A 16,862-nucleotide genomic window follows, 5' to 3' on the forward strand; every position below is an offset into this window, starting at 1 on the left:
TTCGAGCGCGACAACCCAGGAGCCGCGAGAGCATGTCCGAGATCGCCCGCCAGACCGCCAGCCGCATGCCCATTCACCGCTACCGGCCTTTCTCTGAACAGTTCCCGATCCCGCTGACCGACAGGCAATGGCCGGGTCAAGAGGTCACTGTCGCGCCCCGCTGGTGTGCGGTGGACCTGCGCGACGGCAACCAGGCCCTGATCGACCCGATGTCGGTCGAGCGCAAGCGGCGGATGTTCAACCTGCTGGTCCGCATGGGCTACAAGGAGATCGAGGTCGGCTTCCCGTCCGCCTCGCAGACCGACTTCGACTTCGTACGCGCCCTCATCGAGCAGGACATGATCCCCGAGGACGTCACGATCCAGGTTCTGACCCAGTGCCGGGACACCCTGATCGAGCGGACGTTCCAGTCGCTGATCGGCGCCCGCCGGGCCATCGTGCACTTCTACAACTCGACGTCGACGCTGCAGCGGCGCGTGGTGTTCGGGCTGGACAAGGCCGGGATCACCGACATCGCGACCTCGGCCGCGCGGCTGTGCCAGAAGTACGCCGAGGCGATCACTCCGGACACCGAGATCTTCTACGAGTACTCCCCCGAGTCCTACACCGGCACGGAGCTGGACTACGCGCTGGAGGTGTGCAGCGCCGTCATCGAGGTCATGCAGCCGACGGCCGACCGGCCGCTGATCGTCAACCTGCCGGCGACGGTGGAGATGGCCAGCCCCAACGTGTACGCCGACTCCATCGAGTGGATGTCGCGCAACCTGCCCCGGCGCGAGGCGGTCGTGCTGTCGCTGCATCCGCACAACGACCGCGGCACCGCCGTGGCCGCCGCCGAGCTGGGGCTCCTGGCCGGCGCCGACCGGGTCGAGGGCTGCCTGTTCGGCAACGGCGAGCGCACCGGCAACGTCGACCTGGTGACCCTGGGCCTGAACCTGTTCTCGCAGGGCATCGACCCTCAGATCGACTTCTCCGACATCGACGAGATCAAGCGCACCGTCGAGTACTGCAACCAGCTGCCGGTTCACGAGCGCCACCCGTACGCCGGTGACCTGGTCTACACCGCGTTCTCGGGCTCGCACCAGGATGCGATCAAGAAGGGCTTCGAGGCCCTGAACCGCGACGCGGCCGCCGCCGGGGTCGACGTCGACCAGTTCACGTGGGGCGTGCCCTACCTGCCGGTCGACCCGAAGGACCTGGGCCGCTCCTACGAGGCCGTGATCAGGGTCAACTCGCAGTCCGGCAAGGGCGGCGTGGCGTACGTGATGAAGTCCGAGCACCACCTGGACCTCCCGCGCCGGCTGCAGATCGAGTTCTCCGGCGTCGTGCAGCGGCACACCGACGACGAGGGCGGCGAGGTCAGCCCGCAGCAGATGTGGCAGTTCTTCTCCGGCGAGTACTTCTCCGACCGCCGCTTCACCCTGACCTCCTACGAGGCCAACACCGCCGACGGCAAGGTCTCGCTGGCCGCGGAGATCACTGTGGACGGCGAGGCGCGCAGCGTGGCCGCGACCGGTAACGGCCCGATCGACGCGTTCGTGCACGCGCTGGGCGACGTCGGCGTGGACGTGCGGGTGCTGGACTACGCCGAGCACGCGCTCACCTCGGGTGAGGGTGCGCAGGCCGCCGCGTATGTCGAGTGCTCCGTCGACGGGGAGACGTTCTGGGGTGTCGGCGTCGACGCGAACATCGTGACCGCGTCGCTGCGCGCCGTCCTGAGCGCGGCCAACCGCGGTTAGTCGGCAATCGGACCCGCCCGTGGTGATCGACACGGGCGGGTCCTCCAACACTTGTTCGCATCGATGGCGCACAGTAGTGGCGTGCGCCCCTCCAAGAACGGCAAAGCCGTCCTCATCGCTCTCGCGCTCGCCACGGTGCTCACCGGCGCCGGCAGCTGCGACGTCTCCTCCACCCCCGGCGCGGCCGAGGGTTCCACCGGCACCGGCTCCAATACGGGGACCGGCGGCGGGAGTGGCGCCGGGAAAGCGTCGCTGGACACGTTGACCGTAGCGGCGGCCAGCTCGATGTCCGGGTACAGCCGCGAGAAATTCACGCATTGGATCAGCCAGGGGAACGGCTGCGACACTCGTGACGTCGTATTGAAGCGCGACGGCAAGAACGTCAAGGCCACCGCCGACTGCAAGATCACCGCCGGCGCCTGGCACAGCCCCTACGACGACAAGGACCTGACCGACCCGCAGGCCCTGGACATCGACCACATGGTGCCGCTCGCGGCCGCGTGGCGCTCCGGCGCCGGGAAGTGGACCGATGACCAGCGCAAGGACTTCGCCAACGACCTGACCCGGCCCCAGCTGTTCGCGGTGAGTCTCCAGTCGAACCGATCCAAGGGCGACCAGGACCCGTCGACGTGGAAGCCGCCGAACCACGCGTTCTGGTGCACGTACGCGACGGATTGGGTAACAGTGAAGGCCTACTACAAGTTGTCCGTGACCCAGGCCGAGAAGACGGCGCTCGCGGACATGCTGGCGACCTGCTGATGCGCTTTTGGAGGAACCGGATGCCGGAGACGACGGAAACACCCGCTACTGCGACTCCGGTTCCTCCCCCTGCGCCGGCCGCCTCGGACCCCGCTCCGGCGGCCCCTGCTCCGGCGGCCCCTGCTCCCGCGACCCCGGCCGCGGCGGACGCCCCCTTGCGGACCGACATCGTGGCCGGCCCGGGCGGGGTCATGACCGACGAGGTGGGTGTCGTCACCGGAGAGTTGACCCTGGAGTCCTCGGTGGGTGCCGACGGGTCCTTCGTCGTCAAGGTCCAATACAAAGACGCTGATGAGTGGTACCACGTGACGGGCGCGAAGGGCACCCTGAAGGATCCGGCCGACCTGGCCGCCGTGCACGCGGTAGTGGTCGGCGTGCTGAACCGGCCCGAGGGCTAAACCGCCCGGCGGCCCTCGAAGGCGCGCCCCAGCGTGATCTCGTCGGCGTATTCGAGGTCACCGCCGACGGGTAGGCCGCTGGCCAGCCGGGTCACGTTCAGGCCCATGGGCTTGACGAGCAGGGCGAGGTACGTGGCCGTGGCCTCGCCCTCGGTGTTGGGGTCGGTCGCGAGGATGAGCTCCTTGCACGTCCCCTCGGCCAGCCGGGTCATCAGCTCGCGGATCCGCAGGCTGTCGGGGCCGATGCCCTCGAGCGGGTTGATCGCGCCGCCGAGCACGTGATAGCGCCCGCGGAACTCCCCCGTGCGCTCGATCGCCACGACGTCCTTCGGCTCCTCGACGACGCAGAACACGTCGTCGCTGCGGCGCGGGTCGCGGCAGATCCGGCAGAGCTCGGCCTCGGCCACGTTGAAGCAGCGGGTGCAGAACCGGACGAGTTCCTTCACCCGCTGGAGGGCCTGCGCGAGCCGCTTGACGTCCGCAGGGTCGGCCGAGAGCACGTGGAACGCGATGCGCTGCGCGCTCTTCGGCCCGACCCCGGGCAGGCGCCCAAGCTCGTCGATCAGGTCTTGAATGGCGCCTTCGTACATTTAGAAACCGGGCAGCCCGAGGCCGCCGCCCAGACCTCCGAGGCCGGCGGTCAGCGGGCCCATCTTCTCCTCGGTCAGCTCGCGCGCCGCCTGTGCGGCGTTGTGCAGCGCCGCGACGATCAGGTCTTCGAGCGTCTCGACGTCGTCCGCGTCGACCGCCTTGGGGTCGATCTTGATGGACACGACCTCGCCGCTGCCCTTGACCGTGGCGGTGACGAGCCCACCGCCGGCCGTCCCGGTGAGCTCGGCCTCGGCCAGCTCCGCCTGCGCGGCGACCATCTGCTGCTGCATCTTCTGCGCCTGCTTCATCATCTGCTGCAGGTTGGGCTGTCCACCGGGCCGCACAGGGCGCTCCTTCGATTCGTGGTGAGCGGTCGTCACACCTCGGACCAGCTTAGGCCCTGCCCCGGCGCGCAGCCCGCCGCGCCGCCCCGGCGGCGGGGATCGCTGCGGCGTCCGGTCGATGTCCGGCCACGGGTCGTCCGTCAGGGTCTGCCGGTCAGGGTCTATTCGGTAGGGGCTTGTCGTTCAGAGCTCGTCAGCCGGTCGAGACCACGGAAATTCCATTTGCGCCGATCGGTCCGGCTCCGCGACGCTAGGGTGGCGTTCACCAGTACGAACCACCCTGAGTGACAGCAGTCGCACGGCGGGTGGGAGTTGCGCAGGTTGCGATATGGCACCTTGTGGCCTGGCGATCTGTGACGCAGCCGACTCATACTGTTTGACGAGGCTAAGGGGGGAACCGATGCCGATCGTCTTCTACAAAGATCACGATATCGTCATCACCGACGATGTCTACGCGGTCTGGAAACCCGAGCCCCAGGTGTATGACCTGGAGGCCCTCGAGGACCTGCACATCGAGCACTGCGCACGCCCCGGCCGGGTGGCCGCGCTCGCCGCCGGCGCCCTGGCCACCGCGGGGGCGGCGGCCGCATTGACGATCACCGACGGCGCCGGCCAGTTCATGATCGCCGCGGCCGTCCTGTCCGTGCCGCCGCTCACCGGGCGCGCCATCCGAATCCTCACGCCGGTCGTCTGGCTCCTGAAGGCCAACTACGCCGGCGCCGGGGTCACCCTATTCTCATCGACAAACGTGATTTCCATACTGCGCGTCCACCGCAGCCTGATGCGAGCCTTCGCCGCCAACGCCGCGAGCGTCGAGCGGCTGGACCGGACGGGCTACGCCGACGCCTACAGGAGGCTGAACTCCCTGCTCTGAGCGCCCTGCACACGGACAAGCCCGCGGGACTGTGGTCCCGCGGGCGAAGCTCGTCGCCCGGTTTGCCAGATATGTGCATTCATGGGCCAACTTCGCATACTCGCGTGTCGTGTTTCAACACGCTACGTATGCTGAAGGTTCACGTCCTAGGGTTAGAAGGAGGCCGACCCGATGGCCGAGAACAGCAGGGCCCTCGTTTGGCGCAAGTCCCGTTTTTGCGGAAGCCAGTCCTGTGTCGAGGTTGCGCACGGTCTTGGCGCGGTGTTGATCCGGGATTCGAAAGACCCGGAGGCGGCGCCATTGCAATTCCAACCGGACGCCTGGCGGGACTTCATCGCCGGCCTGCGCAACGAAACCCTGTCCGACTGAGCGCGACCACCAATAGGGTGAGATCACGTCCCATTGTGCCGGTGCCCGACGGTGCGGCCCGCCGCACCGCATTTGGCCAATCGGGCGGCCGGTCCGGACGGATCACCTACTGCCGGTCGCTCTAGCCGCGGTCCATTTCGCCGCGCTTGACGCCGTGCAGAAACTCCCGCCACGGTCCGGCCTCGAAGAAGAGGACGGCGCCGTCCGGATTCTTTCCGTCGCGAACGTGCACGCTGTTCGCGGTAGCGACCTCGACACACGTCGAGTTGCCGCAGTAGCTGCTGCGGCGAAAGACGCGAGGCATGGCCGGTTCGTGCATGGTCCACCTGTTTTCTGACAGGGAGGCAGCCGCCTTGCGGTCAGCCTCCGGATCGGGTCCTCCGGCACCGGGCCGGAGATCCTTCATCGGCGCGAATTGCGGGTCCGCCTGGGGAAGAACCCCTTGAGGGGAGCTACGCGGCCCTGGCAATCCGTTCAGCCGATTCGACTTCCCCGATCGAGGCGTCCCACATCCGATCCCAGCCCTCGCGATGACGCGCGATTCGAGGCGGATCGTCGACAATTTCGTCGATGGTATAGCTCTCTCGGTACAGCACGGCGTGGTTGTCGTCCTCGCTCGACAGGTACAGCAGATCGTATTGGCCAAATGCTGGATATGGGCTCTCGAGCGGATGAATCCGAACGCTGAGCCAGCCTTCGGCAATCGCCGAACTGACCGCTGACAGCGTCTCACCGAGAGCTTCCGCTCCACCGTATTGGCGCAGAAGTACCGACTCGTCGAACAATGCATAAAGCTGTGGCCGCGGTGACCGGTCGCGCAGCGCCTTGCGGCGTGCGGCCCGGATCGCGGATCGGGTTGCGATTTCCTTGTCAGACAACTCGTCGGCGAACACACTGGTGACGGCCAGGGCGTAAGCCTCGCCCTGGAGCCAGCCGGGGATGACCGCCGGTGCGAAGCTGCGGATCACCGTCGCCTCGGCCTCGAAGCTGATCAGCTGGCGCATCGCCGGGGTGAGCATCCCCTGGTATCGCTGATCGTCCCACCACTGCTTCTTCTGCTTCGACGCCTTCGCGGCATGAATGAGGTCTTCAACTGTCTGGCGGTCCCTGATGCCGAGGTGGGAGAGGAGCGGCCGGAGGTCGTTGGCCGAGATCGTGACCTCGCCCGACTCGATCCGCATCACCTTGGAGAGGGACCACTCCATGGCCTCCGCCACCTGGGACTGCGTGAATCCCTGGGCGAGACGGGCGTCCTTGATCGCCAGCCGAACCCTCCGGCGCGCGACCGCGGGCGTGTCACCCGGACTCATCGTGTCCCTCATTGGACGTATGCCTAGTAGCCATATCGCTGGTCGTGGTTCACCCTACTGTGCCGGTGGGCTTTGCGGGTCCAGACATGAAAAGACGCGAGTGCTGACATACCCCACGTTGTCGCGAAATATGGTCGCCCGTTCGGGTGGCCCGATCGGGCCGGAACTAGTGTAAGACCAACCTGCGATACGGCTGACGGGTATATGGCGGATTCGCCGGATCGTTACCTACCTGACAGTAGGCTGACAACCCGGCGAATCCGGTGCGCGCTGTATAGATCGGCCGGGCGACTCTGCCCTCGCCGAACGTTCCAGGCAGTGACCTTGGGGACAACCCGAACGCGGCCCGGCGGCGGCTCAGAGGTTAGGGCTCCGCCCAAGGATCACGCTTCCGCCGGCGGCTTCAGGCTTCGGCCGACGTCGCGTAGTGGGCCCGCCACTCCAGGGCGCGGATCAGCGCGCGGCGCACCTGACCGAAGGTCTGACGGTCGCTGGTGTGGAAGAGGCGCACGTCGTGCACGCCGTACTGTGCGCGGATCTCCTGGGCCGGGCGGGTCCGGCCGGAGCGCGGGTGCTGCAGGACGTAGACGCCCTCGAGAAAGTCCAGGCGATACTGGACGTGGGCCGGGCGCAGGATCACGAAGTGATCCATGGTCACGACCAGCTCGGGGCTCTCGTAGAAATTGCGCATTTCCCTTCCCCTCGTCTTGCGAGCGGGGCCGGAACTGCGGCAAGGATGACACCGGATATCGATGTGGCCTCTCCGCGTGACCGGAAGGCGGTAGTGGCTGAAACAGCGCCCGGTGTCCGCCGGGCGCTGCTGCGTTTCGCCACTTGCCCCCTCGTGGCTCTCCTTCGATGGTCCCATGGCTGCCTACCTAGGCGCCAGCTCACAACCTGCCATATCGCAGATTGCCGAAAGGCTGGTTGCCGGCGCCTCAAATCGGCAGCGGGTCGGTCCGGTTCTCCAGGGCGCGGATGAGCGCCCGCCGGACGCTGCCGAACGTGGCCCGGTTGGTGGTGTAGAAGATGCGCACGTCGACCGCGCCGATGCGTGCGCGGATCTCGTGACCCGCCCGGAAGCCGGCACCCCGGCCGTGCTTGACGATGTACGGCGAGCGGATCTCCTCGAGCCGGAAGCGCTGCTCCCCGGGCCGCAGGAGGACCACGTGCGTGCTGGTGATCAGGATGTCCGAGCTTCGATAGAACATCGCCGCCCCCTCCAACAGCGTGCCTGTACTTGAGATGGTCGCATGGGTATGCACGCGGGAATAGGCGTCAACCTGCCATATCGCAGATGGCGACATGACCTCTGCCCATCCGGTGGATGGCGTTCCGGGATCGCTCACGTGGCACGCGGAGGGCGGCCTTCAGGTCACCACGATTTCGAGAAGATCGGCACCGCCCGGACGCCGAAGTCACTCGTTGGAGTCGTCCGATGACGAATCCATGGGCCCTACGGCTGTGAGACGCGCGCCACACGCGAGCACCGGCCGGAGCCGACAGTGCCGCAAAAGCCGAACGCCGGGCTCCCCTGATCGGGCGGCCCGGCGTTTTGCCTGGTGGAACGGCGGAGGATACGAGATTCGAACTCGTGAGGGTTTTATCCCAACACGCTTTCCAAGCGTGCGCCCTAGGCCTCTAGGCGAATCCTCCGTGCGCCAGGATACCCATGACCGACGGGGTTCGTGCACCGGGTATTGTTGTCGGCAAGCCGCTCGTGCGGCGACACCTCATGAACCTCCCCAGGGCCGGAAGGCAGCAAGGATAAGTGAGCTCTGTCGGGTGCACGAGCGGTGTCTTCTTGCCCGGACAGGTAGGCGACGCGGACCTCGGCGGGTAGGTGACGCAGACCTCGGCGGGCGCCGGCTTCCCTCGAAAAAGTGTCGGTGCCCGGGAGTACGGTGGTCCCGGCTCTACTCGGAACGGAGGACCGCTGGTGGCGCTCGCGCTCTACCGCAAGTACCGGCCCCGGACGTTTGCCGAGGTCATCGGCCAGGAGCACGTCACCGAGCCGCTGTCGCAGGCGCTGCGCTCCGGCCGGCTCAACCACGCGTACCTCTTCTCCGGCCCCCGCGGCTGCGGCAAGACCAGTAGCGCGCGCATCCTGGCCCGGTCGCTCAACTGCGAGCAGGGCCCGACCCCGGAGCCGTGCGGCGAGTGCCAGTCCTGCCGCGACCTCGCGCCCGACGGCTCCGGCTCGATCGACGTCATCGAGATCGACGCGGCCAGCCACGGTGGTGTCGACGACGCCCGCGACCTGCGTGAGCGGGCGTTCTTCGCGCCGGTGTCGAGCCGCTTCAAGGTGTACGTCATCGACGAGGCCCACATGGTGTCCTCGGCCGGCTTCAATGCGCTGCTGAAACTGGTTGAAGAGCCGCCGGAGTACGTCAAGTTCGTCTTCGCCACCACCGAGCCGGAGAAGGTCCTCGGGACGATCAAGTCCCGGACCCACCACTACCCCTTCCGGCTGATTCCTCCGGGCGTCCTGCGGCCCTACCTGGAGCAGCTGACTATCTCCGAGGGCGTGCAGGTCGAGCCCGCCGTCTTCCCGCTGGTGGTGAGGGCCGGGGCCGGCTCCGCCCGTGACAGCCTCTCCGTGCTCGACCAGCTGATCGCGGGGGCGGGCGAAGGCGGCGTGACCTACAACCGTGCGGTCGCTCTCCTCGGCGTCACCGACGTGGCCCTCATCGACGAGATGTGCGAGTCCCTGGCCGCCGACGACGGCCGCGGCGCCTACGGCGTGATCGACCGCGTCGTCGAGGCCGGCCACGACCCGCGCCGCTTCGCCTCCGATCTCCTGGAGCGCCTGCGCGACCTGATCGTCCTGCAGCAGGTGCCGGACGCGGTCGCCAAGGGCCTGCTGGACGCCCCCCAGGACCAGCTCGAACGCATGGGCGCCCAGGCGTCGCAGCTGGGCCAGGCGACCCTGTCCCGCTACGCCGACATCGTGCACAACGGCCTGACCGAGATGCGCGGCACCACTGCACCGCGGCTGCTGCTGGAGCTGATCACGGCCCGCATGCTCCTGCCGGGCGCGGACGACTCGAGCTCGGCGCTGCTGCAGCGACTGGAGCGGATGGAGCGGCGCCTCCAGGCCGGGGGCGTCCCGGCCGCTTCCCCGCCGATCACCGCTGCGCCGATTGCCTCTGCCCCGGTTGCCTCTGCGCCGATCGCTTCTGCGCCGGCGCCGATGGCCGCTCCCGCCGAGCCGGTCCGGGCGCCGGCCGAGGGCGGCAACCGCGGGATGGACTACATCCGGGAGGCCCGGCCGAGCAGCGCTCCGGCGGCTCCCGCTCCGGTTTCGCCAGCCCCCGCCCCGGCACCGTCGTCCTGGGCGCAGGGCGCGCCGGCGCCCGTCTCCGCGCCTCCGGTCTCGGCTCCGCCTGCTGCCGCTCCCCCGATCTCGGCACTTCCGACTTCGGCACCTCCGGCCTCGGCGCCTCCCGTGGCCGCGGCACCGCCGGTCGGCGGTGGCGGTGGACTGGACGCCGACGCGATCCGGCGGGTGTGGCCGGACCTGCTGGCCCTGGTGAACGACAAGAGCAAGAAGGCCGGCGCGATCATCCGCGAGGCGACAGTGCAGGCCGTCGAGGGCACCACGCTGGTGCTCGGCTTCAAGTACTCGACCCACGCCGACATGCTCAACGCCTCCCCGGACGTGCTGCTCAAGGCGCTCCAGGAGCTGTTGGGCGGCCGCTGGCAGGTGCGCTGCGAGGTCGGCGGCCAGCCGGGCGGCGGGGGCGGCGGCAACCGGCCCGCGCCGCCGAAGCCCACACCGCAGCCCGCGGGCCCGTCGTCCTCCCCGCCACCTTCTCCGACGTCGGGCGGGCCGGGGAACGGGGGCGGTGGCCAGTCCTACGGTCCACCGCAGCAGGCCCGGCCGCAGAGCGCTCCACAGCCGGTCGCTTCCGCGGTCACGTCGTCCTCCCGGGCTCCGGCGGCTCCGTCCGCGTTATCGGGCCCGTCGGCTGGGCCCGGCTCATCGGGCTCGTTCGCCCCGTCCGGCCCGGCGGCGTCGTCGAGCCCGTCGGCTTCGTCGGAGTCTTTCGATGGGGACGATGGGTGGCCGGTGGCGGCGGTTCCGGGCGGGGCGGTGAGCGCCGCTTCTTCGGCGTCCGCGGCATCCGCCACCCCGGTGGCCTCGGACTGGCCGACTCCGGCCATCCCCGGCAGCTCGGCTCCGACATCGTCCGGGGCGCCGGCCGCGCAGCCGGCCGCGAACGCGGCCGGCTCGGGTCATGCGGCAGCCTCTGCGCCTCCCGCCGTATCCGCGCCGCCGGCCTTCACTCCTCCGGTCGCCGCCGCGGCCCCGATCACCGCTCCACCCGCCCCGGCCGTTGCACCGCCGCCGACGGCGACCGCCCCGTCCAGTTCGTCCACATATGCCGGGAACGCCAGCTCCACTCCGGGCGGCAGCGCGTCAAGCGCCATCGAGAAGGCGCGAGCGGCCGCCAGCCGGGCCGCAGCCGCCGCCGGTGGTGCCGCCCGTCGCGGCGCGGGCGCCAATGCCGGTCCCGCGACACCGCCCGCGGCTCGATCGGTGGCTGCTCCAAGCTCTTCAGCGGGCGGCGGAGCCTGGGAGGGCACGGGCGCGGACGAGCCGCCGTTCGACCCCGAGTACGACGCACCGGTCGCCGCCGATCCCCGCTTCCCCGGCCTCGACCCGGGCGACGAACTCCTGGACGACGCCTCGGAGGTCCGCGAGACAAGCGAGGAAGCCGCCCTGCGCCTGCTGATGGAGACCCTCGGCGCCGAGAAGATCGGCGAGACCACCGGCGGCTGACCCGGCCCTCTGTGATCTTGCAGCCCCGGAACCTGCGCGCTTCAACCCGCGCTCCTCGGCCTGCGCGCCCGGGCCCGGCAAGCCACGAACCGGCGGGCCATCGACCTGCGGGCCATCGACTTGCGGGCCTTGCACCTGTGCGCCCGGGTCTGCGGGCTTCTGGACCTGCGAGCCCGCCGTCTTGTGGCCTGTTGGCTGCGGCACTTGGGCTCGCGAACCTGCGGCGCGGGGATGTCCCGGCTTGCGCGCAGGTTCGCAAGCCTGCGGTGCGTCGGCCGCGCGATCGTGAACCCGATGGCACGCGGCTTGTCAGCTTGCGGCTCGGGCCCGCGGGCTGCGGTCTTTCGGCCCGATGGCCCCGCGCTGGCTCGGCGGACGCGGGGTCGGGGGTTCGCAGCTCGTGGCGGGTGGGCCGGCCGGGTCAGGCGCGGGTGGCGCGGTGTGGGGAAATTACGGTTCGCGTGCGGGTTAGGGTGGCGAACGGGTTGGCGAACTGGAGGACAAGTGTGGCCAGTTCCGCTCCCGGGCGGCACTGAATGATGAGGAGTTGGTCGCCTCGGCGGACGTCCCAGAATGTGTCGCCGTGTACGCCGGCCGTGATGATGCCGTTGAGGTGCAGCGTGTGCCGGCCGGTAGGGAGTGGTGGCGCCTCGGAGCGGGGCGCGATGCGGATCGAGGCGACCGCGGCGAGCGGCACCTCGATGCGGTCGCGCCTGGTCCAAAGGCGGTCCAGGCCCTGCGGTTCGATGACGAGTGCGCTTTCGGTAACCGTCAGCTGGAGATTCGTCGGGACCTTCATCAAAGCTAGCAAACCCGCGGCCAGAACGATCGGGACCGCCGCGAGCACCAGTGCGGAGCTCATGGAAACCGAATGTACGCGCGTCGACGTCAGCGCCCGGCACTTTCGCGCAAACCGAGCCGGAAACCGAGGCCGGACTGGCCGAAAGCCGGGCCGATTCCGGGTCGTGACCATCCACGAAGATCTGAACGGACGAATTCCAACGGGCGACGAGAGGGTGGGATTGATTGATGCGCACCATTGACTGGATTGACGGGGCCGTCGTCCTGGTGGACCAGACCCGACTGCCGGGCGAGGAGGTCTACCTGCGCCTGGACACCGTTGCGGAGCTGGTCGAGGCGATTCAGCGGCTGCGTGTGCGCGGGGCGCCGGCCATCGGGGTCGCGGGGGCGCTGGGCGTTGCGCTCGCGGCGAAACAGTATGCCGACCCGGCCGAACTCGCCGCGGCAGTACACCTTCTGGAAACGGCCCGGCCGACGGCGGTGAATCTGGCTCGGGGAGTGCGCCGGGTGGCGGCGCTGCTGCCGTCCTTCGATGCGGCGCTCGGTGAGGCGCTGCGAATCCGCGACGAGGAAATCGCCAGTTCGAAAGCGATGGCGCGGCTCGGGGCCGACCTCGTCGAGAAGCTCTGCGGACCGGACGCCCGGCTGCTGACGCATTGCAACACGGGCGGCCTGGCCACCGTCGTGGAGGGCACGGCATTGTCGGTCGTCTTTGAGTTGTACCGCCGCGAATCCCTCGGCGGCGTCATTGCCAGCGAGACCCGCCCGCTGCTGCAGGGTGCTCGCCTCACCACCTGGGAGCTGCGACGCGCGGGCATTGCCCACCGGCTCGCCGTCGACTCCGCCGGGCCGTTCCTGATGGCCCGGGGCGAGGTCGATGCGGTGATTCTCGGCGCCGACCGGATCTGCGCGAACGGCGACGTGGTGAACAAGGTCGGCTCCTACGCCCACGCGCTCGGCGCGAAGGCGGCCGGCATTCCGTTCATCTGCGTGGCCCCGGAGTCGACTGTCGATCTCTCGACCCCGTCCGGCGCGGAGGTGGAGATCGAGGACCGCGGCTCGGCCGAGGTTGCGGGCACCACCGCGCCCGAAGGAACCGAGGCGATCAACCCGGCCTTCGACGTCACCCCGGCCCACCTGGTCACCGCGATCGTGACGGACGAGCGCGTGTTCTCGGGCCGCGCGGACGGCGCCCCGGCCGGCTGAGCGCGGCGCGCTGCGTTCGTGGTGCGACCCCGGGCCGGCCGGCGACCGCGGCCCCCGACGACACCGGCGGGCGGCGAGCGGGCTCTCAGGCGGGGCGGACGGCGCGGATTGTCTTGCGGTCGGCGGAGACGGACTCGATCCAGCCGCCGACTCGCCCGAGCCGCAGCAGTACGTCGGCGCGGGCGGGTAGGTCGGCCGACTCGCCCGGCTCCGGGGGCCAGGACAGCCGCGCGGTGTGGCCGGGGGTGAGCCACGGGGTGAGCGCGCCTATCGGGTCGGCGCCGTCGAGCGCGGCCCGGGCGGCGGCCAGGTCGGCCAGCACGGCGTCCAGGGCGCGGCCGACCGCCGGCGCGTTGCCCCCGCACATCGCGGCGGTGAGCTCGGGGCGGGAGGCGGCGACACGGGTACCGTCGCGGAACGAGCCGGCGCCCAGGGTCCCGGCCAAAGGGTCGTTGGAGATCAGGGCGGCCACGGCCGCGGCGACCAGATGCGGCACGTGGGAGATCGCGGCGGTGGCGGCGTCGTGCTCGTCCGCGGTGGCGGGAACGACGCGGGCGCCGAGGCCGGTGACGAGGGCGGCCAGGTCGACCCAGTCCCGGAGCCCGGCGCCGTCCTCGGAGAGGCACAGCACCCAGGCGCAGCTGTTGAACAGCCGGGGATCGGCCGCGGTGAAGCCCGACGTCTCCCGGCCGGCCATCGGGTGGCCGCCGATGAACGTGGCGAGCGCCTGCCCGCCGGTGCGCAGCCGGTCCGCGGCCAGGTCGCGGACGGGGCCCTTGACGGAGGTGACGTCGGTGACGACGCCGACGTACCCGAGCGAGGCCAGCTCGTCGAAGACCGCTCCCACGGCCGGCAGCGGCACCGCGACCACGGCCAGCTGGGCGTCGCGGACGGCGTCGGAGATGGAGCCGGTCACGTGCCAGCGGGCGTTGGCGGGGGCCTGGGCCGCGGCCGTGCGGGCGGTGGCCCTGGTCGCCGGATCGGCGTCGTAGCCGCTCACCCGGTGCCCGTGCACCGCGAGCGCCCGCAGGAGCGAACCGCCGATCAGGCCGAGGCCGATCACCGCCACGTTCAACGTCGCATCACGCACTGCGGAACTCTCGCACACAACCCGGTCCCCCGTCCGGTTCGGGACGCTCGCCGGACGACTCACCCTGACCTATTTACGGCTTTTGGAATACTGCATCCCCGGCACATCTTGCGTGAGATCCGGGAGCTGATGGCGGTCGCCGGAGCGAAGCGGATGACAGCGGCGAAGCGGTGATCATGGGGAGCTGGAAACGGCTCGCCGCCCCCGGCCGACGCTGCGGGCTATTCTGCAAATGTGAGCGAGTCGCAGTGGAAGGAGCCCGGGGGTCCCGCGGTGAGCCAGGCCCAGGCGACCGCCGCGCCAGGGCCCGGGCCGTGGCCGGGTGCCATCGGCCCGCCCGTGGTCGGGCCGCCGCCGCGCCTGAGCGCACAGATGCCGGCGTCGCGTCCGCCCACGCCGGCCGCGACCATGGGCACCTGGCAGGGTGCGCTGCGTCCGCCGGTGTTCCGGGTCAGTCAACCGCGGCCGACGTACCGTGAACCCTTGCCTGTCCGCGGTCAATCCGTCGCCATCGGCGGTGCGGCCGGAGCCGCCTGGATGCTGCTGTTCGGGCTCATCTTCAACGGCTCGGCCCGCTCGTACGTCTGGGCGAGCCTCATCGCCGGCCTGGTCGGCTGGGGCGCGGCCGCAGTGCTGGCTCGCTTCGGCGATCGCGGTGTCGCTGTCGGCGTGGCCGCCTCGACAGGTGTCGCGGTGGCGATCGCGGGCATTCTCGTTGCGTACCGTCTCGCCGGTGGTGACTGGCTGCTCTGGTAGCCGGGCGCCTCTTGACGAGCGATGCGGCGAGGATCACTCTCGCAGCATGGCTTTGAGGCTGCAGCGGCTCGATCCCGAGCGGCGGCGCCGGCGGCTCAGGCTGCTGGTCGAGATCGCGGACGCCAAGGCGCTGCGCGAGCGGCTCCACCGCCGGCTGCGCGCCGATCGCCTGCGCGAGCTCATCGCCACCCGCCGACGCATCACGGGCTGAGCCGGCGCGACCGGCCGCGACCGGCGAAAGGCAAAGTTAAGACGACTCGCCGAGGCGAAGTCGGGGGCCCTTTGCCATCAACAGGCAACCCGCTCGAATAGTGTTCACGCGTACCGACGAGCACTGACCGGGGGGACCGTGTCGCACTTCGCTGCCGCTGTCACGCGCGGCGCTAAGGGCTGGGCCGCAGCCGAGCTCGACCTCAGTGGCGTTGCCGACATCGAAGAGATCACCGATCGCCTGCGGGACACCGATCCCGAGGCGGCCGTTTCGCTGCTCTTCATCGAGTCCGACGATGCGTACCTGGTGATCCTCCGCCTCGACGAGGGTGAGGATCTGCGGGTCTTCGGCTCCGATCAGGTCTTCGCCGAGGAGTCGCGCTTGGGCGCGATCCTCCTGGGTGACCTCGAGGAGCAGGTACCCGAGATCATCGACGCCGACGACGACGAGTCAGAGGACGACGAGGAGGAGGACGAGCGCCCCAAGGTCGAGGCCGACATCGAGCCGGCCGGCGACCCGGAGCTGCTCGCCGACCTCGGCATGCCCGGCGGGCGGCTCCTCGAGCTGTGCGCCCAGGAAGGCATGCTCCCGGCCGACCTCACCGCCGAGATCTGCCAGGCCATCGGGGCCGGCGACGAGATCGAGGAACTCCGCGAGGTCTGATGCGCGGCCGGTCACTGTGAAGCACCGCTGGGAGCCGGCCATGCGCCGCGCCCTCGAGGTGGCCGCCGCGGCCGGGGACGACGTCCCGATCGGGGCGGTGCTGCTCGGCCCCGACGAGGCCGAGCTCGGCGCCGCCCACAACGAGCGCGAGCTCACCGGCGACCCGACGGCGCACGCCGAGATGCTGGCCCTGCGCCGAGCGGCCGGGGCCGGCGGCTGGCGCCTGGAGCACTGCACCCTGGTCGTCACCGTCGAGCCCTGCACCATGTGCGCGGGCGCGATAGTGCTGGCCCGGGTCGGCCGGGTCGTGTTCGGGGCGTGGGAGCCCAAGACGGGCGCCGCCGGCTCACTGTGGGACATGCTGCGCGACCGACGCCTCACCCACCGCCCCGAGGTGATCGCCGGAGTGCTGGAGGCCGAGGCGTCAGCGCTGCTGCGCGACTTCTTCCGCACCCACCGCCAGTAGCGGCTCGGCGGTACGGCGGGCATCATCGGTCCACGGAGCCGGCCGCAGCGTCCGCGGATCAAGCTTCACGTTGACCCGGCGCCCCTCGGCATGCACCGTGCCGCCGTCCGGGGACAGGATCCGGAAGCCGTAGACGGCGCTACTTTCGCCCAGGTTTTCAAGCCAGAAATGCACGCCTATCTCTCCGGTACCGCGAACAGGCGCCCGATACGAGATGCAGTACTCAGCCACGGCGTGCACAGCGTCCGGAGTGCTCGGCCGCCCACCCGCGAACGAAACCCCACGCTCGCCCCACCACCGCGACAGCGCCCGCTCAAGAAACACGGCGTACCGCGAGTTGTGCACGATCCCCATCGGATCGAGATCATCGAAGTGCACGGTGAAGGGTTCGACATGGCCGGGCCTGCATTCGATGGACATCACGCCTCCGGGAGAAGTTGAGGAGCGGAACCGACACTGCGCAGCCTGCCCACAGCGGCCGTGTGCGCAGGCACCACAG

20 protein-coding genes, 1 tRNA gene and 1 other RNA gene are annotated in these 16,862 nt (G+C 70.1%); 12 read left to right on the forward strand and 10 right to left on the reverse strand.

Going from position 1 to position 16,862, the window contains the following annotated elements:
- The first annotated feature begins 32 nt into the window (after positions 1 to 32).
- The 3 genes from leuA to Dvina_RS55910 all read left to right on the forward strand — a co-directional run bounded on the left by leuA (position 33) and on the right by Dvina_RS55910 (position 2,896).
- Complete coding sequence (leuA, locus tag Dvina_RS50780; RefSeq protein ID WP_223099336.1) at positions 33 to 1,739, forward strand: 2-isopropylmalate synthase; 1,707 nt, start codon at positions 33 to 35, stop codon at positions 1,737 to 1,739.
- A gap of 81 nt (positions 1,740 to 1,820) precedes the next feature.
- Positions 1,821 to 2,498: an HNH endonuclease family protein gene (locus tag Dvina_RS50785; RefSeq protein ID WP_246655851.1), complete on the forward strand. Its 678-nt coding sequence runs from the start codon at positions 1,821 to 1,823 to the stop codon at positions 2,496 to 2,498.
- Between the two features lie 155 nt (positions 2,499 to 2,653).
- Complete coding sequence (locus Dvina_RS55910) at positions 2,654 to 2,896, forward strand: hypothetical protein (RefSeq protein WP_380028034.1); 243 nt, start codon at positions 2,654 to 2,656, stop codon at positions 2,894 to 2,896.
- Here Dvina_RS55910 and recR read toward each other — a convergent pair.
- Together recR and Dvina_RS50800 are read right to left on the reverse strand one after the other, a co-directional pair.
- Positions 2,893 to 3,486 (reverse strand): recombination mediator RecR, encoded by a 594-nt coding sequence (recR, locus tag Dvina_RS50795; RefSeq protein ID WP_223099339.1) that lies wholly within the window; start codon positions 3,484 to 3,486, stop codon positions 2,893 to 2,895. The two genes, Dvina_RS55910 and recR, sit on opposite strands and share 4 nt — an antisense overlap.
- Entirely contained in the window at positions 3,487 to 3,807 is a 321-nt protein-coding gene (locus tag Dvina_RS50800) for a YbaB/EbfC family nucleoid-associated protein (protein WP_223106181.1), read from the reverse strand. It abuts the gene before it with no gap.
- Positions 3,808 to 4,231: 424 nt separating this feature from the next.
- On the opposite strand from Dvina_RS50800, the gene Dvina_RS50805 reads away from it, so the two are divergent.
- Both Dvina_RS50805 and Dvina_RS50810 read left to right on the forward strand, forming a co-directional pair.
- Positions 4,232 to 4,705, forward strand: a complete 474-nt coding sequence (locus Dvina_RS50805; protein WP_223099340.1) for a DUF6232 family protein — start codon at positions 4,232 to 4,234, stop codon at positions 4,703 to 4,705.
- Between the two features lie 171 nt (positions 4,706 to 4,876).
- Positions 4,877 to 5,074 (forward strand): DUF397 domain-containing protein, encoded by a 198-nt coding sequence (locus Dvina_RS50810; RefSeq protein ID WP_223099342.1) that lies wholly within the window; start codon positions 4,877 to 4,879, stop codon positions 5,072 to 5,074.
- A 121-nt stretch (positions 5,075 to 5,195) separates the two neighbouring features.
- Here Dvina_RS50810 and Dvina_RS50815 read toward each other — a convergent pair whose 3' ends face one another.
- The 5 genes from Dvina_RS50815 to Dvina_RS50835 form a co-directional block, all read right to left on the reverse strand.
- Complete coding sequence (locus Dvina_RS50815) at positions 5,196 to 5,378, reverse strand: DUF397 domain-containing protein (protein ID WP_246655852.1); 183 nt, start codon at positions 5,376 to 5,378, stop codon at positions 5,196 to 5,198.
- Between the two features lie 148 nt (positions 5,379 to 5,526).
- Complete coding sequence (locus Dvina_RS50820) at positions 5,527 to 6,384, reverse strand: helix-turn-helix domain-containing protein (protein ID WP_223099344.1); 858 nt, start codon at positions 6,382 to 6,384, stop codon at positions 5,527 to 5,529.
- Positions 6,385 to 6,787: 403 nt separating this feature from the next.
- Positions 6,788 to 7,075 carry a hypothetical protein gene (locus Dvina_RS50825; protein ID WP_223099346.1) on the reverse strand — a complete coding sequence of 96 codons (288 nt, stop codon included), beginning with the start codon at positions 7,073 to 7,075 and terminating at the stop codon, positions 6,788 to 6,790.
- 247 nt (positions 7,076 to 7,322) lie between these two features.
- Positions 7,323 to 7,595 carry a hypothetical protein gene (locus Dvina_RS50830; protein WP_223099348.1) on the reverse strand — a complete coding sequence of 91 codons (273 nt, stop codon included), beginning with the start codon at positions 7,593 to 7,595 and terminating at the stop codon, positions 7,323 to 7,325.
- Positions 7,596 to 7,955: 360 nt separating this feature from the next.
- Positions 7,956 to 8,040, reverse strand: a tRNA-Ser gene (locus Dvina_RS50835).
- A 54-nt stretch (positions 8,041 to 8,094) separates the two neighbouring features.
- Between Dvina_RS50835 and ffs the strand changes: the two genes are divergently transcribed.
- Both ffs and Dvina_RS50845 read left to right on the forward strand, forming a co-directional pair.
- Positions 8,095 to 8,188: signal recognition particle sRNA small type (ffs, locus tag Dvina_RS50840), an RNA gene on the forward strand.
- Positions 8,189 to 8,323: 135 nt separating this feature from the next.
- A complete protein-coding gene (locus tag Dvina_RS50845) occupies positions 8,324 to 11,170 on the forward strand; it encodes a DNA polymerase III subunit gamma and tau (protein WP_223099349.1) in 2,847 nt (948 codons plus the stop codon).
- Positions 11,171 to 11,591: 421 nt separating this feature from the next.
- Here Dvina_RS50845 and Dvina_RS50850 read toward each other — a convergent pair whose 3' ends face one another.
- Positions 11,592 to 12,032 (reverse strand): hypothetical protein, encoded by a 441-nt coding sequence (locus Dvina_RS50850; protein ID WP_223099350.1) that lies wholly within the window; start codon positions 12,030 to 12,032, stop codon positions 11,592 to 11,594.
- A gap of 167 nt (positions 12,033 to 12,199) precedes the next feature.
- Here Dvina_RS50850 and mtnA point away from each other — a divergent pair, with 167 nt between their 5' ends.
- Positions 12,200 to 13,177 carry an S-methyl-5-thioribose-1-phosphate isomerase gene (gene mtnA / locus Dvina_RS50855; RefSeq protein ID WP_223099351.1) on the forward strand — a complete coding sequence of 326 codons (978 nt, stop codon included), beginning with the start codon at positions 12,200 to 12,202 and terminating at the stop codon, positions 13,175 to 13,177.
- 85 nt (positions 13,178 to 13,262) lie between these two features.
- Here mtnA and Dvina_RS50860 read toward each other — a convergent pair whose 3' ends face one another.
- On the reverse strand, positions 13,263 to 14,267 hold the full coding sequence (locus tag Dvina_RS50860; RefSeq protein ID WP_246655853.1) for a prephenate dehydrogenase/arogenate dehydrogenase family protein: 1,005 nt from the start codon (positions 14,265 to 14,267) through the stop codon (positions 13,263 to 13,265).
- A gap of 483 nt (positions 14,268 to 14,750) precedes the next feature.
- Here Dvina_RS50860 and Dvina_RS50865 point away from each other — a divergent pair, with 483 nt between their 5' ends.
- The 4 genes from Dvina_RS50865 (at position 14,751) to Dvina_RS50880 (ending at position 16,363) form a co-directional block, all read left to right on the forward strand.
- Positions 14,751 to 15,023, forward strand: coding sequence for a hypothetical protein (locus Dvina_RS50865; RefSeq protein WP_246655854.1), 273 nt, complete (start codon positions 14,751 to 14,753; stop codon positions 15,021 to 15,023).
- Between the two features lie 46 nt (positions 15,024 to 15,069).
- On the forward strand, positions 15,070 to 15,234 hold the full coding sequence (locus tag Dvina_RS50870; protein WP_223099352.1) for a hypothetical protein: 165 nt from the start codon (positions 15,070 to 15,072) through the stop codon (positions 15,232 to 15,234).
- A gap of 138 nt (positions 15,235 to 15,372) precedes the next feature.
- The gene (locus tag Dvina_RS50875) at positions 15,373 to 15,897 is read left to right on the forward strand and encodes a tRNA adenosine deaminase-associated protein (RefSeq protein WP_223099353.1); all 525 of its coding nucleotides are present in this window, start codon (positions 15,373 to 15,375) and stop codon (positions 15,895 to 15,897) included.
- A 40-nt stretch (positions 15,898 to 15,937) separates the two neighbouring features.
- Positions 15,938 to 16,363 (forward strand): nucleoside deaminase, encoded by a 426-nt coding sequence (locus Dvina_RS50880; RefSeq protein WP_223099354.1) that lies wholly within the window; start codon positions 15,938 to 15,940, stop codon positions 16,361 to 16,363.
- On the opposite strand, the gene Dvina_RS50885 is transcribed toward Dvina_RS50880, so the two are convergent.
- Positions 16,322 to 16,783, reverse strand: a complete 462-nt coding sequence (locus tag Dvina_RS50885) for an acyl-CoA thioesterase (RefSeq protein WP_223099355.1) — start codon at positions 16,781 to 16,783, stop codon at positions 16,322 to 16,324. The genes Dvina_RS50880 and Dvina_RS50885 overlap by 42 nt on opposite strands.
- Between the last annotated feature and the right edge of the window lie 79 nt (positions 16,784 to 16,862).

The sequence above is a fragment of the Dactylosporangium vinaceum genome, from assembly GCF_019904175.1.
Lineage (GTDB): Bacteria > Actinomycetota > Actinomycetes > Mycobacteriales > Micromonosporaceae > Dactylosporangium > Dactylosporangium vinaceum.